This is a genomic window from Pedobacter sp. NEAU-ZC8, from assembly GCF_059278965.1.
Map to the genome: position 1 here is coordinate 45201 of NZ_JCAJXC010000009.1, position 15962 is coordinate 61162.

The 15962-nt window shown below is 41.9% G+C and carries 13 protein-coding genes; 4 read left to right on the forward strand and 9 right to left on the reverse strand.

The annotated features are described in order from the left end of the window. The first annotated feature begins 196 nt into the window (after positions 1 to 196). Positions 197 to 1546 (forward strand): endo-1,4-beta-xylanase, encoded by a 1350-nt coding sequence (locus AC5WJX_RS08940; RefSeq protein WP_494484227.1) that lies wholly within the window; start codon positions 197 to 199, stop codon positions 1544 to 1546. Positions 1547 to 1607: 61 nt separating this feature from the next. Here AC5WJX_RS08940 and AC5WJX_RS08945 read toward each other — a convergent pair whose 3' ends face one another. Next, positions 1608 to 2981, reverse strand: coding sequence for an undecaprenyl-phosphate glucose phosphotransferase (locus AC5WJX_RS08945; protein WP_494484228.1), 1374 nt, complete (start codon positions 2979 to 2981; stop codon positions 1608 to 1610). A 477-nt stretch (positions 2982 to 3458) separates the two neighbouring features. On the opposite strand from AC5WJX_RS08945, the gene AC5WJX_RS08950 reads away from it, so the two are divergent. Further along, on the forward strand, positions 3459 to 3803 hold the full coding sequence (locus tag AC5WJX_RS08950; RefSeq protein ID WP_151154096.1) for a helix-turn-helix domain-containing protein: 345 nt from the start codon (positions 3459 to 3461) through the stop codon (positions 3801 to 3803). Here the strand turns inward: AC5WJX_RS08950 and AC5WJX_RS08955 are convergent. The 4 genes from AC5WJX_RS08955 to recJ form a co-directional block, all read right to left on the reverse strand. Further along, entirely contained in the window at positions 3800 to 4087 is a 288-nt protein-coding gene (locus AC5WJX_RS08955; protein WP_494484229.1) for a hypothetical protein, read from the reverse strand. The genes AC5WJX_RS08950 and AC5WJX_RS08955 overlap by 4 nt on opposite strands. Before the next feature lie 179 nt (positions 4088 to 4266). Beyond that, the gene (locus AC5WJX_RS08960; protein ID WP_494484230.1) at positions 4267 to 5784 is read right to left on the reverse strand and encodes a GH3 auxin-responsive promoter family protein; all 1518 of its coding nucleotides are present in this window, start codon (positions 5782 to 5784) and stop codon (positions 4267 to 4269) included. Between the two features lie 18 nt (positions 5785 to 5802). Further along, positions 5803 to 6537, reverse strand: coding sequence for an LPS export ABC transporter ATP-binding protein (gene lptB / locus AC5WJX_RS08965; protein ID WP_440431813.1), 735 nt, complete (start codon positions 6535 to 6537; stop codon positions 5803 to 5805). Between the two features lie 8 nt (positions 6538 to 6545). Then, positions 6546 to 8246 (reverse strand): single-stranded-DNA-specific exonuclease RecJ, encoded by a 1701-nt coding sequence (recJ, locus tag AC5WJX_RS08970; protein WP_494484231.1) that lies wholly within the window; start codon positions 8244 to 8246, stop codon positions 6546 to 6548. 150 nt (positions 8247 to 8396) lie between these two features. On the opposite strand from recJ, the gene AC5WJX_RS08975 reads away from it, so the two are divergent. Next, positions 8397 to 9161: an MBL fold metallo-hydrolase gene (locus AC5WJX_RS08975; protein WP_494484232.1), complete on the forward strand. Its 765-nt coding sequence runs from the start codon at positions 8397 to 8399 to the stop codon at positions 9159 to 9161. On the opposite strand, the gene AC5WJX_RS08980 is transcribed toward AC5WJX_RS08975, so the two are convergent. The 4 genes from AC5WJX_RS08980 to ahcY all read right to left on the reverse strand — a co-directional run bounded on the left by AC5WJX_RS08980 (position 9162) and on the right by ahcY (position 14855). Continuing rightward, positions 9162 to 9563 carry a response regulator gene (locus tag AC5WJX_RS08980; protein ID WP_494484233.1) on the reverse strand — a complete coding sequence of 134 codons (402 nt, stop codon included), beginning with the start codon at positions 9561 to 9563 and terminating at the stop codon, positions 9162 to 9164. A 114-nt stretch (positions 9564 to 9677) separates the two neighbouring features. Next, on the reverse strand, positions 9678 to 12554 hold the full coding sequence (gcvP, locus tag AC5WJX_RS08985) for an aminomethyl-transferring glycine dehydrogenase (protein ID WP_494484234.1): 2877 nt from the start codon (positions 12552 to 12554) through the stop codon (positions 9678 to 9680). A 72-nt stretch (positions 12555 to 12626) separates the two neighbouring features. Then, the gene (locus AC5WJX_RS08990) at positions 12627 to 13346 is read right to left on the reverse strand and encodes a pyridoxine 5'-phosphate synthase (RefSeq protein WP_494484235.1); all 720 of its coding nucleotides are present in this window, start codon (positions 13344 to 13346) and stop codon (positions 12627 to 12629) included. A 192-nt stretch (positions 13347 to 13538) separates the two neighbouring features. Continuing rightward, entirely contained in the window at positions 13539 to 14855 is a 1317-nt protein-coding gene (gene ahcY, locus AC5WJX_RS08995; protein ID WP_494484236.1) for an adenosylhomocysteinase, read from the reverse strand. A gap of 437 nt (positions 14856 to 15292) precedes the next feature. On the opposite strand from ahcY, the gene AC5WJX_RS09000 reads away from it, so the two are divergent. After that, positions 15293 to 15961, forward strand: a complete 669-nt coding sequence (locus AC5WJX_RS09000; RefSeq protein WP_494484237.1) for a hypothetical protein — start codon at positions 15293 to 15295, stop codon at positions 15959 to 15961. Position 15962: the final 1 nt, after the last annotated feature.

Here is a 15962-nt window from a genome sequence, read left to right on the forward strand (position 1 = left end):
GTATGAAAATACTCATTCATCCTTCTTGGTTTATGTTCGTGTCTTAGTGTAAGTAGTTGAGTTTCTGATTGCTGTTCGATTGATACTTCACGTGATTTATACCGTATAAATATTAAATTAATTAGTATTTGTCGTATTTAGTTACGTACATTTGCAGTGTTAAACAACACAGTATCCATCCCTATATTCAACAACAATGAGGTTTACCGGCCTGACCTTCCTAACACAACGCAGCATTAGATTTGCTGCCTTAGCAATTTTTCTATTTTCAACTAGTCTTAGTAGCTGTTCTTCTTCCCTGGAAGATGAGTTAACTCCAGTAGAAACCAAGGACAACCTTGTTGGTGATGTTAAAACACCTGGGAAACCTGCGGGGGAGGACTCCAGTGCCGATGGCGAGGGTTCTTCAACACCTGATGGTGGCGACGAGGAAGCTGGGAATGATACAGAAAAAGGTGAGCCAGGTTCAAATGGTGGCGATACTCCTGGGTCTTCCACCCCAGAGAGCCCTGCAATACCGACGGCACCCGTGCCGCCTGCAGTAACGCAGCCAAAACCATCAACTTCTACTGTGCTAAAGAACGTGTTTGACTTTCCTGTAGGTGCAGCAGTGGTTAAGGAATTACTGGAAAACCCGCAATACGGGAATACTGTTGCCAGAGAGTTCTCCAGATTGACCTCTGAAAGTGATTTCAAATGGGGCAATGTTCACCCCTCTAAAGATAAATACACCTTCGCGAAGGCTGATGCTGTGGTTGCTTTTGCAGAAAAGCACAACATGAAAGTTCATGGCCATACATTGGTATGGTCGCATGCCACAAATGAGCCTAAATGGGTGAAAGAGTTTCAGGGTGATAAAGCAGCTTGGGAGCAACTGTTAAAAGATCATATCACAACCGTGATGAGACATTTCAAAGGTCGGGTACAATCTTGGGACGTGGTTAATGAGCCTGTTAAAGAAGGTGGTGTTTACACCAATAGCATCTGGTATCGTAAACTTGGAAAGGATTGGGTGATCAAAGCTTTCAAGTATGCTCAGGAAGCGGATCCGCAGGCAAAGTTATTCTTGAATGATTACGGCCAGGAGTTTGGTGGTAAGAAAATGAAAGAACTCCTGAACATTGTAGATGAAGCCAAAAAACAAGGAATAACAATTCATGGGATGGGTTTTCAACTGCACACTGTCCTGAGAATAGATACAAAACTAATCACTAATAATCTAAAGCTTGCCGCCGATAAAGGTTTATTGATTCACATCTCCGAACTGGACATTTCAGTGAAATACGGCATGCCGAAGACCTTTGCATTAACTGCTGAACTTGAAAAAGCACAGGGCGTTAAATACTACGAAATTGTGAGTGGGTACATGAAGGTTGTTCCAAAACATTTGCAATGGGGTATCACAACCTGGGGTGTATCTGATAAAACTTCCTATTTCAACAAAGGTTATGCGAATTCAGATCATGACTATCCTTTATTGTTCGATAAAAACTATAAACCGAAAGAAGCTTACTATGGCTTTTTGAATGCCGGGCTCGGCAAATAATCACACGCCCAATTTCTAATTATATATAGTGGGGATGGTACAGTTAAGTGCCATCCCTTTTTTAATATGCATTTTTTTCACCTTTGAGCACATTTAGAACAGTCATGATCACGATTTTGATGTCTAAAAAGGCAGACCAGTTCTCCATGTACCAGATGTCGTGTTCTACACGCTTTTCCATTAAGCCAAGTTCATTGGTTTCGCCCCGATAGCCATTTACTTGTGCCCAGCCGGTAATTCCAGGTTTCATATAGTGTCTTACCATATACTGATCTACCACTTCACGATAGTGCTCTGTATGCTTTAGCATATGTGGGCGGGGGCCGACAACACTCATGTTGCCAAGCAAGACATTGAAAAATTGCGGTAGTTCATCGAGGCTTGTTTTTCGAAGAATGCGACCGATTCTGGTGATTCGGTCATCATTTTTACTCGCCTGACGAAGATGGCTATCCGCATTTACGCGCATGCTGCGGAACTTATAGCAATAAAATTGAACGTTGTTGCGCCCACTGCGCTCTTGTTTGAAGATCACAGGGCCTGGGCTCTCCAGTTTAATGAGCAGGGCCAGAATAGGGTAGAGCCAGCTGAAGATGAAGACAATTACAAATAGGCTGAAAACGATATCGAATAGCCGCTTCACTACACGATCGTCCATGTTATCCTGAACACAGGAGCCAGTCAGGTTGATGACTTGAAAATCATTTAGGCTGTTTAAGCTTGCCTTTTTATTTAAGATCTGGCTGTAGTCTGGAACAAACTTTAGCCGGATACATTGATTTCGTGCCTCAGTAACCAGGCTATCGATGTCCCTGATTTTATCAGGAGCAAGTGAAATATAGACTTCATTGATTCCTGTATTTACCGCCTCCCGTATCTGCTCTTTAAACCCTTCAATAAGTTCAGCTGTATTGGAGCTTGTTGGCTTGTTGTTTAGAAATCCTGCAAAGCTGTATTCCTTTTCATGCTTTTGGAAATAATTTGCCAATCTTATGCTTGTGGGATTTACACCTAAAAGTGCTACCGGTGCCCTCATTTTTAAACTTCTGGATAGAATAGGGAAGATAAGGGTCGCGAAATATCGGTTGAGGAGCAGAAGTACACCAGAGGAACCATAATAAAGCGCACTGAAGATCCAGTCGAAAGGAAACCCTTTAACTGTATTGTACATTAAAAAGAACATCAAATGCAGACAAATGCATTTCAAAGTGGTTAAGAAAAGCATCTTGTGTTGGATGGTCCTCCTGTTATATAGGTCAAGCATTTTAGCCAGGAGAAACCAGCCCAAGGTAATCAGCAGGCTGAAATCCAGGTAATCAAACTTGGAATAGGTTGAATTATGCAGGAAAAAGGTCGCATATAGCGCAAAATTTATAATGGCTAAATCACTTAAAGCAATGGTTAGTCGAAATAAGTAGTTATAGCGATTTTGCATGATTGAAAGCTAAATGAACTTGAGTTGTTAATTATCAATTTACCAATAATTATTTACTCAGGAATAAATTTAGCGCCAGAATTCAGGCTATAACTGCAATACTGGGCAGTTGTGTAGGTCTTCGAGAAAGTTTGCGGGAAAGTTTGTGAAAATTGTGGTGGCGACAATAATGATGGTTTCAGGCTCCAGAATAATCGTCTGAGTTAAAGACAAAAAACCAAAAGTCTTATTGCTTTCTGGGTCTGTTATATGGCTGGACGCTGAATTTAGCTGGGTTGGCGATTTTTTACACACTCTTTTACGATAACCTACACAACAGGTCTATCGATACTATTTTTTCAATAGTTTAAAATAAATTCGTTCAGAATTAAAACATATTCTATTTGGAATGCCTCGAATAACGCAGCGATGTATTCCAAGGATTTTGGAATCCCAGTAGAACTAGAATATATACATAATACCTGAATTTTGAAATATATGGATTTGCATTATGGCCAAGTAGTTGAACGTATCATTCGCCGTAAAGGTTACAGCATCAGTGAACTTGCCCGCTTAACAAATGTAAACAGGAGATCTGTATACAACTGGTTTAATCAGAAACATTTGAAATCTGAAATCATCTTCAGGATCGGAAATGTGATCAATCATGATTTCTCAACAGAATTCCCCAGCCTCTATCCAAAAGATGAGCTGAATAAGCATCATCATTTCCTAAATGATGAAAACGAGCAGATCAATTCCACCTACTGGAAAGATAAATATATAGACCTCCTCGAGAAGTATAATCAGCTTTTGCTTGACTTTATGTCAAGCAAAGACTAGTATTTACTGGTAGGGCCTGCTGGGCTTAACATGCACCTTAACAGGAAAGAAACTTCACGAAGAAACTTAAGTTGAGCTCTCAGTTCAGGAACAGAGGTATTTGCATTGGCATTATCGATCAGTTGATCTGAAATGATCTGGGTCATTGTGTCAAATTCGTTCTGATTTGCATCCATGAACAAATCACATTGTTGCATGAAAGTTTCGATTTCTCTCAGATTTAGAGAATAGTTGATGCCATTAAGGGTTATTGTTTGTACTTCTTGTTGATTATCGATTACCATTGCCTGTTCAATTTGAGTGTTTATTACTTGGATTAACGCTTTTTTAAGCTAAAATCCTTCGGGATCTTAATTGCTGTTAAGTAGTTAACACTGCAAATTTATTTATTAGTTGCGGATAATCCTATTGTTTCCAAAAAAAATATGCGTTTTATACTTTTAATTTTGCGGAAAAAACCCAGTTATTGCATCTTCATGACCTTTAATATCTCCTCGACGTACTTTCTGTCATTCGCAAGGCGCGGAACTTTGTGTTGTCCGCCTAATTTGCCCTTGCTTTTCAGCCAGTTATAAAAAGTTCCCTGAACTGCGTTATGTACCTGTGGACGCCGCAATGCCATATCTTTAAATCGCTTTGCATCGTAGTCTGAATTCACCTCCCTTAATGTATTATCAAGTACGTCAACAAAGCGCTCGAAATTATCGGGTTGTTTATCGAATTCGATAATCCACTCATGCCCGCCGACATCGCATCCTTTAAAGTAAATTGGACAAGCAGTGTAGTCCTTGAATTTCGCACCCGTACTTTTACATGCCTGACTAACTGCGCGCTCGGCATTGTCGATGATGACTTCTTCACCGAAAGCATTAATGAAATGTTTAGTCCTTCCTGTGATTTTAATCCTGAAGGGGTAGATGGAAGTAAATTGAATCGTATCGCCGATCATGTAGCGCCATAGTCCTCCATTTGTAGAAATGATAATGGCGTAGTTTTTATTCAACTCTACTTCGTCAAGTGAAAGTGTCTTTGGATTTTCGGCTTCAATATCTTCCAGAGGCAGAAACTCGTAGTAAATACCATAGTCCAGCATAAGTAACATTTCGTCAGAGTTTACCTGATCCTGAATGCCGAAGAATCCTTCAGAAGCATTGTACGTCTCCAGGTAGTACATGTAATCACATGGAATAAGCTCTCTAAACTGGTCGCGATAAGGAGCAAAGTTCACTGCACCATGAAAATACAGCTCGAGATTTGGCCAGACTTCCAACAGGTTTTTCTTTCCAGTAATCTCCAGTACCTTTTTAGCAAGCACAAGCGTCCATGTTGGTACACCAGAGATATTGGTTACATTCTCCTTGATCGTCGCCTCTGCCATTTTCTCCATCTTCTCTTCGTAATTATCCATCAGTGCAATGGAAATCGCCGGAGTGCGGTAATACTCCGCCCACATGGGGAGGTTCTTAATTAATACAGCTGAAAGGTCACCATAGAACGAGTTTTCGTTAAGTTGATTAATCTGGTGACTACCACCGAGTACCAGTCCTTTTCCGGTTAGTATCTGGTTGTTGGGCCTATTGTTGCAGAATATGGAGAGTAAATCCTTGCCACCTTTGAAGTGGCATTCTTGTAGCGACTCTTCAGATACGGGGATAAACTTACTTCTGTCGCTGGTTGTGCCGGAAGATTTAGCAAACCACTTAATCTCCGTGGGCCACAGCAAGTTCTGTTCTCCCTTGAGCATGCGCTCAATGTAAGGTTTTAGGGTGTCGTAGTTTTGTATGGGTACCCGCTCTTTAAACTGATCGGGGGTGTCTATTGAATTATAATCGTATAAACGGCCCCACTCTGTATCAGAGGCCGTGGTAATTAACTCGTGGAACCATTCTTCCTGGACATCCAGTGGATATTTCATGAAAAGCTCAATCTGGTGGACGCGCTTCTTCATATACCAGGTAAAAAGAGAGTTGACTATCGCCATGTTTAATATTTGGTTAGTTTACAGCGTTTTCTTTCGTAGTACAAAATTAGATCCCAGGTAAACTTTCTTTACCATCTCGTTAGCAGCCAGTACTTCCGGTGTGCCTGATTCGAGAATTTTCCCCTCGAATAACAGGTAAGCCCTGTCTGTAATGGAAAGTGTTTCCTGAACGTTGTGATCTGTGATTAATATACCGATATTTTTTTCTTTTAGTCTGGCTACAATGGTTTGAATTTCTTCTACCGCAATTGGATCGACACCAGCAAAAGGCTCATCGAGTAATATGAAATTAGGGTTGGCCGCAAGGGCTCTGGCAATTTCTGTACGGCGCCTTTCTCCGCCGGATAAAAGATCGCCCCGGTTTTTCCGTACTTTATGCAGGCTGAACTCGTTAATCAGCTCTTCCAGCTTTTCATGACGTTCTGCTTTATTCAGGTCGGTCATCTCCAAAATTGCCATGATGTTATCTTCTACAGACAACTTGCGGAATACTGAAGCTTCCTGTGCCAGGTACCCTATTCCTTTTTGTGCTCTGCGGTACATGGCATCCTTGGTGATGTCTTCGTCTTCTAAAAAGATCTTTCCCTCGTTCGGCTTAATTAAACCTACAATCATATAGAAAGAAGTGGTTTTACCCGCACCGTTTGGACCCAGCAGACCAACAATTTCTCCTTGACTCACGCTGAAAGACACGTCATTAACAACGGTCCGCTGTTTATATTTTTTTATTAGATGCTCAGCTCTTAATATCATTTATCTTCTTAATCAGTGTTGATTCCCTTAATGTTCAGCTGTATGCGGTGCTGATCTTTCCAGATGTTCTCCTCTATGGTATAACACATAGAAAATGGTTTTTCTTGCATTAATATATGTTCATATTCAGCAAGACCAAAGCCAATACAGTCAAAAATAGGCGAATTTTGTTGTTTTACACTTAATTTGATATGATTGTCACCTACGATGAATACCCTGCCAACCAGTTCCAGGCCACGACTCACAAATACAGGCGCCATGTTTCCAGGCCCAAAAGGAGCCATTTGCGCAATGATGCGCTGGAATTTAGCAGTGATTTGATTTAAATGAACATCGGTATCAATACCAATTTCCGGGCATAACATCTCCTCGGTAATCGTTGCGGCAACGGTTTGTTCAAAACGTTCTGAAAACTTGTCAAGATTTTCCGGTAACATAGACAGTCCGGCTGCAAACTTGTGTCCGCCGAATTGTACCAGCAAATCTGAACAACTTAGCAGCGCTTCATAAAGATCAAATCCAGGTACGGAGCGTGCCGAACCAGTTAGATAGCCGTTCGAGTGCGTTAACACGATGGTAGGCCTGAAGTACGTTTCCGTCAGCCTGGAGGCCACAATTCCAATTACGCCCTTGTTCCATGCTTCATTGTAGACTACCGTTGTTTTTTTGTTCATCAAGATCTCACAAGTGCCGATCAGCTCCAGCGCTTCAGCAGTAATGTTCTGATCTGAGGTTTTCCTTTCCGTGTTCTGCAGGTTTATCAACAGGCTTTGCACATCTGCACTTTCTTTTTCCTCGCAAAGCATCATTTTCACCGCTTCACGTGCATGATCCATCCGGCCTGCAGCATTGATCCGTGGTGCCAGCGTAAATACAACGTCCGTAAGGGTGAAAGATTTTTTTCTGCCGGTGGTTTCCATTAACGCTTTCAATCCTGTACATGGATTGTTATTAAGCTGTATCAACCCATGGTAAGCCAGGATCCGGTTTTCGTCCACCACAGGCACGATGTCTGCCGCTATGCTCACCATAACCAGATCCATATACTTCTGGTAGCATTCGGCGCCCAACCCATGTGTCATGCAATATGCCTGTGCAAGTTTAAAACCGATGCCGCAACCAGCAAGTTCTTTGAAAGGGTAGTTGCAGTCGGCACGTTTCGGATCAAGTACCGCTACCGCGGAGGGCAATGTAGGCCCTGGCAGGTGGTGGTCGCAAATGATGAAATCGACGCCAAGCGTATTCGCATAGTCGATCATTTCAACAGACTTGATACCGCAGTCTAAAGCTATAATCAGGGTAAATTGGTGCTCCGCGGCATAGTCTATGCCCTGTTTAGATATTCCGTAGCCTTCTTTATGGCGGTCGGGGATGTAGTATTCGATCTCAGTTGTAAACTGTTTGAAGAAGCTGTAAGCGAGTGTCACCGCTGTTGTGCCATCTACGTCATAATCGCCGTAGATCAGAATGCGCTCCTGTGACGCGAGCGCAAGGTCAATTCGCTCCATTGCCTTGTCCATGTCCTTCATCAAAAAGGGGTCATGCAGGTCTTTTAATGAAGGCCGAAAAAAATACCGGGCTTCATCAAAGGTTTTAATGCCTCGCTGCACAAGCACTCCAGCAAGGCTAGGGTCTATATTCAACTGTTGTGCAAGCAAATCTCTCGTTTCCTTATCGCCTGCTACGGCCTGCACCCATCTTTTTTTCATTTGCAATAGTATTGTTTAGCTCAGGTCAAGAACATGCGATTACCGCAATAAAAAGCCTGCATCTTCGCTAAGCTAATGCGGTTTCTTATCTTTGCAGCCTGATTCGTAAAGATATCATTAATTATTCTTCTTATTAAATATCTACATCCATTGAAAGTTTTCACCTTAAATGAAGGATCCTATTCTGTAGATGCTTCCAAAAAATTCGTTCCATTTAATGCGGATACCGACAATCCGAAAGATCGTAAAGGTTCTTTATTTATACATGTCCAGCCTTTTCTGGTTCAGTTAAACAACTCTTTGTTATTATTGGATACCGGACTTGGTTATAGCGACGAACAAGGGCAACTGATTCTCCATAACAACATTAGAAAAGCTGGTTTTAACCCCGATGATATCGAATATGTATTGATGTCACATCTTCATTTTGATCACGCAGGGGGGATGATCCACCGGGTTGGTGACGAGATGGAACTGAGCTTTCCGCATGCGACCTACTTAATTCAAAGGGGGGAGTGGGAGGGTGCTTTTACCAATGCCTCTTCCTCGTACAAGCCGGAGATCTTTGAATTTCTACAGCGAAACGCACAGCTGGCATTCCTGGATGAAAGTGGCGTTTTCAATGAGCATATTCATTTTGAACTAACGGGTGCTCATACACCTTATCACCAAACATTCCTCATTACCGAAGGGGAAGAAAAGGTCTTTTTTGGCGGCGATGTATTGCCCGAGCCGGAAGAGTTGCAACGTAAGTTTATTGCTAAATATGACTACGATGGGCGGAAAGCGATGGAACTTCGGGATGAATATGGAAAGAAGGCTGCTGCAGAAAACTGGAACTGTTTATTCTACCATGCTAAAACTAAATCCACAGGTTACATCAAGTATAACGAAGGACAGTTTACAATTATCTAATTAGTCGGTCAGGCTGTCAAATAATTCAATAAGGCGATTGATGGAAAGGGGTTTAGAGATAAATCCCTTTACTGTTTTATAGGTTTTTGCTTTTTCAATATCATTCTCATAAACGGAGCTGGAGAGCATATACATATCAACACGTTGTGATATGCCCAGGTGATCATAAGCTTCCAGAAATTCCCATCCATTAAGAACGGGCATGTTAATGTCGATCAATACCAATTGCGGAAAACGCTCGTTGTTTTCAGATAACGAGCGAAGATAGTCGATTGCGAGTTGTCCATTTGTCTTGGCAACCATGTTGATGTTATAGCCCGTCTTTTCTACAATTTTCTTTATAATAAAGATGTTGATATCATCATCATCAATCACCAGCAAATCTATTTTTGAATCCATCATTGATATTGAAAACAGGAATTGGTATAATGTTTAAATATATAAATTAGATGCGAAATTGATTAAGATAGTTAAAAAAAGGGCCATTTGTAATAAATGGCCCTCATTTTTTAAATTTTAAACAAGTTCTTCCGAGTAACTTTCTATTGGAGGACAAGCACATACCAATGACCTGTCGCCGTAAGAATCATTAACACGACCAACTGCTGGCCAGAATTTATGATCTGCTACATATGGCAGCGGGAAGGCTGCCGTTTTCCTGCTGTAAGGATGTTCCCATACATCGCCTGTAACCGTTACTGCGGTATGCGGTGCATTCTTTAAAGGATTGTCTACCTTATCAGATACGCCACTTTCTACTTCAGCTATTTCTTTTCTGATGCTGATCATCGCTTCGCAAAACCTGTCAAGCTCATGTTTAGGCTCGCTTTCTGTTGGCTCAACCATCAGCGTTCCAGCAACCGGGAAGGATACGGTCGGTGCATGGAAACCATAGTCCATCAAGCGTTTTGCGATATCAACCACCTCTATACCAAATGCCTTAAAGGCTCTGCAATCCAGGATCATCTCATGCGCACAACGGCCCTGACTTCCAGAGTACAACACTGGGTAGTGTTGTTCCAGACGAGCTTTCATATAGTTTGCATTAAGAATAGCATATTTTGTTGCGGCAGTTAGTCCTTCTCCACCCATCATAGCAATATAAGCATGCGAAATGATCAGGATGGAAGCGGAACCCCAAGGAGCAGCAGAAACCGCGTGAATAGATTTTTCATTGTTAATATCTACAACGGCGTGGCCAGGGAGGTATTTTACCAGGTGCTGTGCAACACCGATCGGGCCCATACCAGGACCGCCACCCCCGTGAGGAATACAGAAGGTTTTATGTAAGTTCAGGTGACATACGTCAGCACCAATGTTAGCCGGAGAGGTTAAACCCACCTGAGCATTCATGTTCGCGCCATCCATATAAACCTGCCCGCCATTTTCATGAATCACATTACAGATCTCGATAATGCTTTCCTCGAATACGCCGTGGGTAGATGGGTAAGTAACCATTAAGCAAGACAACACCTCTTTGTATTGTTCTGCTTTCGCTTTAAGGTCGTCCACGTCGATATTACCATTCTCCAATGATTTCACCACGACGATCTTCATGCCCGCCATTGCTGCAGAAGCAGGGTTGGTTCCATGTGCTGATGAAGGAATCAACGCTACATTACGGTGGTGATCACCACGATCCTGATGGTAAGCACGAATGACCATTAGTCCCGCATATTCGCCCTGGGCTCCCGCATTTGGCTGCAAGCTCATCGCTGCAAAGCCGGTAATTTCACTTAACCATTTATTAAGCTCATTGAAAACGGAATAATAGCCAAGTACCTGATCCGCTGGTGCGAAAGGGTGTAATCTTCCAAATTCAGCCCAGGTAACCGGGATCATTTCAGAAGTTGCATTCAGTTTCATGGTACATGAACCTAGTGGAATCATGGAATGAGTCAAAGAAAGGTCTTTGCTTTCCAATGACTTAATATATCTAAGCATCTCGTGCTCAGAGTGGTGACTGTTGAAAACCGGGTGGGTCAGGTATGCTGATGTACGTTGTAGTGCAGCAGGAATAACGGTATTGATATTTTCCGTTACAACTTCTACACGATCAGCACCAATACCTTTTACTTTCGAGAAGATCTTAGTTAGAAGTTTAACATCTTCAAGGGAAGTCGTTTCATCTAAAGCGATGGTTACGATATTACCCTGATAGTTCAGGTTGATCTCGTTGTCAATACATTCGCGGTGAATGGAATCTTTAAGATCACCAAGATCAAGCTGAATGGTATCGAAATAAGCTTTGTTCAATTGTTTGTAGCCAATCTGCTCCAATGATGCTGCAAGCGATACCGCTAAACCGTGTGTGCGTTCTGCGATAAGCCTTAAGCCTTTAGGACCATGGTAAACAGCATAAAAACTTGCCATAATCGCCAATAGCGCTTGAGCAGTACAGATGTTTGATGTGGCTTTATCTCTACGGATGTGCTGCTCCCTGGTTTGGAGCGCCATACGTAAAGCATAGTTGTTATTGCTATCTATCGTTACACCGATGATACGGCCTGGGATAGATCTCTTATATTCTTCTTTGGTGGCGAAGTAGGCGGCATGTGGACCACCGAAGCCCATCGGTACGCCTAAACGTTGACTGGTACCAACCACGATGTCGGCACCCCATTCACCTGGAGGCGTAAGCAGTGTTAAGCTTAGTAGATCCGCTACAACGGTCAACTTAACGTTATTATCGTGTGCCAGGCCAGCGAATGCAGTATAATCAAATACTTCACCATTGCCTGCCGGATATTGAACGATCGCGCCAAAGAAGCCATCGCTAAGATCAACAGATTCATGGTTGCCGATTACCAGTTCAATACCAAAAGGATTGGCACGGGTTTTAAGAATGTCTATAGTTTGTGGGAATACCAGTTCAGACACAAAGAATTTCTTTGCCGACTGGTTTTTTCGCAAGCTATATTGCATAAACATGGCTTCCGCAGCAGCTGTACCTTCATCAAGTAAGGAAGCATTAGCGATCTCCATTCCGGTAAGGTCGAGCACCATGGTCTGGAAATTCAGCAATGCCTGTAAACGGCCCTGCGCAATTTCAGCCTGGTAAGGCGTGTACTGGGTGTACCATCCTGGATTTTCCATCACGTTGCGCAGGATCACTGCAGGCGTGATGGTGTCGTAATAACCTTGCCCGATATAAGATTTAAATACCTTATTAAGAGAAGCGGTTTGTTTCAGACTTTCAAGATACTCCTTCTCAGATTTCGCTGCAGGCAAATTCAAAGCTTGTTTCAATCTGATCTGCTGCGGTACGGTCTGTTCGATGAGCTCATCAAGAGAACCAACACCAATAGTGGATAACATGGCATCAGTATCCGCTGAATTGGGCGCAATATGACGGTCTTTAAAGTCTTCTTTATAATTAATATTTAAGCTCATGATAGCAATAATAAGTTGCCGCAAAGGTAGCTATTTTCCAACCCATACGCAACGTAATTATTGTTTGTAAGCTTAGTTTGACAATTGCCGTAAATACAGCTGAATGGTGTTTTCCAGGCCTAAATACAGGGCGTCGCTGATCAGTGCATGGCCAATACTTACTTCCAGTAATCCGGGGATGTTTTCGGCAAAATACTTCAAGTTATGCAGGTCCAGATCATGGCCCGCATTAAGGCCTAGTCCTAATGCATTCGCAGTCTCAGCGGCTATAATATAAGGCTTTATGGCCTCCTTCTTATTCTTAAAGAAGTCATGCGCATATGCTTCTGTATAAAGCTCAATACGATCAGTGCCCGTCAGTGCCGCAGCTTCCACCATGTCAACGACAGGATCTACGAAAATAGAAACCCGGATACCAGCTTCCTTAAACATCGCCACCATGTCTTGTAAGTAGGATTTATGGGTGATGGTGTCCCAACCGTGGTTGGATGTAATTTGTCCTAAAGCATCTGGTACCAGGGTGACCTGTGCAGGTTTATTGGCCAATACAAGATCGACGAATTTTTGCTCACTGCAATTCCCCTCAATGTTGAATTCGGTGTTGATCACTGCTTTAAGATCAAAAACATCCTGATAGCGAATATGGCGTTCGTCTGGTCTTGGATGAACCGTGATGCCTTCTGCGCCGAAGCGCTCGCAATCCAGTGCAACTTTAACCAAATCCGGGTTGTTACCACCGCGACTGTTTCTCAGCGTTGCAATCTTATTGATGTTTACAGATAGTTTTGCCATGCCCAAATATAAAGTTAATCGTGAAGAATAAACAAGCAGCGTAGCTCAAGGTTTTTGGCCAGCTTGCAATGCAGTAGGGGTACTGGCTGCTAAAGCGCTTCCCATTAAACACTTGGTGGTGTAAGATGAAAATGTTAACTCACAAAAAAGGGGAAACCGAAGTTCCCCCTTTTCCGAAAGATATGGATCGAATTAGTACCTGTAAGTGTCTGGTTTAAATGGACCTTCAACTGGAACACCAATATACTCTGCCTGATGTGGATCAAGTACATCCAGTTCAACACCGATTTTAGCAAGGTGTAAACGGGCAACTTTCTCATCCAGATGCTTAGGCAAGGTATATACTTTGTTTTCGTATTTACCAGGGTTGGTCCAAAGCTCAAGCTGTGCAAGGGTCTGGTTGGTGAAAGAGTTAGACATTACGAAACTTGGGTGACCAGTTGCGCAACCTAAGTTCACCAAACGGCCTTCTGCCAATAGGATGATGTCTTTACCATCAATGGTATATTTATCCACCTGAGGTTTGATTTCTACTTTTGTATCACCATAGTTCTCATTTAACCAGGCAACATCAATTTCATTATCAAAGTGACCGATGTTACAAACGATCGCCTTGTCTTTCATTAATTTGAAGTGTTCAGGACGAACGATGTCGCAGTTACCAGTCGTGGTCACAATAATATCTGCTTCTTTCACAGCGGTCATCAGTTTTTTAACTTCATAACCTTCCATTGCAGCCTGTAAAGCACAGATCGGGTCAATTTCGGTAACGATAACACGAACGCCTTGTGAGCTTAAAGATTCTGCAGAACCCTTACCCACATCGCCATAACCGCAAACAACGGCTACTTTACCAGCCATCATCACGTCAGTAGCACGACGGATCGCATCTACCAATGATTCGCGGCAACCATATTTGTTGTCAAATTTAGATTTGGTAACCGAATCATTCACGTTAATTGCAGGTAAGTGCAGGGTACCGTTTTTCATACGCTCATATAAGCGGTGAACACCAGTTGTCGTTTCTTCAGATAACCCTTTGATCTCAGCAATCAGTTCAGGGAACTTGTCAAAGACCATGTTGGTTAAGTCACCACCATCATCAAGGATCATATTCAATGGTTTCTGCTCTGGACCGAAGTGTAAGGTTTGCTCAATGCACCAGTCAAATTCCTGCTCATTCAAACCTTTCCAGGCATACACCTGAATACCAGCAGCAGCAATTGCAGCGGCAGCATGATCTTGAGTGGAGAAGATGTTACATGAAGACCAGGTAACTTCAGCACCTAGTGCAACTAAGGTTTCAATTAAAACTGCAGTTTGGATGGTCATGTGAAGGCATCCTGCAATGCGCGCACCTTTAAGTGGCTGCGAAGGACCGAATTCTTCACGCAAAGACATTAAACCTGGCATTTCTGCTTCAGCTAATCCGATTTCTTTGCGGCCCCATTCTGCCAGTGAAATGTCCTTAACTTTATAAGGAACGTAAGTTGTCTCTACTGATGACATATTGAATTGTTTTAAGTTCTTGTTTTTCAATCGGTTATAATGTTTGTAGGTTTTGTTTGCACACTATTTGCACACATCTTTGTAGAATCTCCGATTTTCTAATACAAAAGTAGGCAATAGTTTAAGCAAATTCAAAGTAATGTGGAAGGGGATATGAGTTTGATATTCATATGATACTTAAGAAGAAATCCTCTAATTTTAACATAAGGATGTTGAATGCTATCAGTCAAAACAACAAAGAATAAGTTCCAGCTAAATGAAGGACTTCCGGACCAACCATATTATCTCCTATAAATTCACGAAATTTGTAACAAAATCAGATAATTATATGTAGTATGTCAAATGATGTGTATAATAGTGGAGTGGTAGATGTTATAGTAGAAGGATGATCTTTTTTTAATTATGTTTGAGCAGTTTCCCTAGAAAATAGAATTTAAATGGATATAGCAAACTTCGTCGAAATCAAAACCATACACCTAGCCTTTATTGGGAATTTCAACCCAGCAATAATACAACCCTTTTGGTTGGCTAATAAAGGTTTAATCAGGGAGTCGGAAGCAAATGATGTCAAAGTCGAGATAATCCATAACGAATATGTGCGGTTTCATTTAGACTGGGTTAAGATTGAAGTTAGACAGGATCGGTTTGACGTTCAGTGTACTCAGGAGCCTTATTTTGACATTGTTAAAGATCTTTGTGTAGGTATATTTAACTTTCTTAAAGAGACGCCTTTAAAAGGTCTAGGGATAAATCATATTTGGCATTGCAATCTGAAAAATGAAGATAAGTATTATGAGTTTGGCAATAAATTAAGCCCCTTGTCAAACTTTAATTTTTTAAACGAGGGACGTATGCTTCTTCTTGAAGTGATAGAAATGAAAAGACCTGACAAAAGAAATGGAAATTATCGGGTTCGTATTGAGCCTACAGATAAAGCATCTTCCCTCTATGGTGTCGCTATTAATATTAACGACCATTATTCGTTAGAACCAAATCAATCAGGCAGAGAAGGGGAAATCATTCAAATTTTAGAAGAATGTTTTAAATCATCTTCGGAGCGAACAACCAAAGTAGTACAAGGACTGTTGGACAATCTCAAAATTTAAC

Coding starts and splice junctions, on each gene's coding strand:
- AC5WJX_RS08980 (WP_494484233.1), bottom strand. CDS start 9,563: ATGATGGATTCAAAAATAGATTTGCTGGTGATTGATGATGATGATATC.
- recJ (WP_494484231.1), bottom strand. CDS start 8,246: ATGAAAAAAAGATGGGTGCAGGCCGTAGCAGGCGATAAGGAAACGAGA.
- AC5WJX_RS08955 (WP_494484229.1), bottom strand. CDS start 4,087: ATGGTAATCGATAATCAACAAGAAGTACAAACAATAACCCTTAATGGC.
- AC5WJX_RS08945 (WP_494484228.1), bottom strand. CDS start 2,981: ATGCAAAATCGCTATAACTACTTATTTCGACTAACCATTGCTTTAAGT.
- gcvP (WP_494484234.1), bottom strand. CDS start 12,554: ATGAGCTTAAATATTAATTATAAAGAAGACTTTAAAGACCGTCATATT.
- ahcY (WP_494484236.1), bottom strand. CDS start 14,855: ATGTCATCAGTAGAGACAACTTACGTTCCTTATAAAGTTAAGGACATT.
- lptB (WP_440431813.1), bottom strand. CDS start 6,537: ATGATATTAAGAGCTGAGCATCTAATAAAAAAATATAAACAGCGGACC.
- AC5WJX_RS08960 (WP_494484230.1), bottom strand. CDS start 5,784: ATGGCGATAGTCAACTCTCTTTTTACCTGGTATATGAAGAAGCGCGTC.
- AC5WJX_RS08940 (WP_494484227.1), top strand. CDS start 197: ATGAGGTTTACCGGCCTGACCTTCCTAACACAACGCAGCATTAGATTT.
- AC5WJX_RS08990 (WP_494484235.1), bottom strand. CDS start 13,346: ATGGCAAAACTATCTGTAAACATCAATAAGATTGCAACGCTGAGAAAC.
- AC5WJX_RS09000 (WP_494484237.1), top strand. CDS start 15,293: ATGGATATAGCAAACTTCGTCGAAATCAAAACCATACACCTAGCCTTT.
- AC5WJX_RS08950 (WP_151154096.1), top strand. CDS start 3,459: ATGGATTTGCATTATGGCCAAGTAGTTGAACGTATCATTCGCCGTAAA.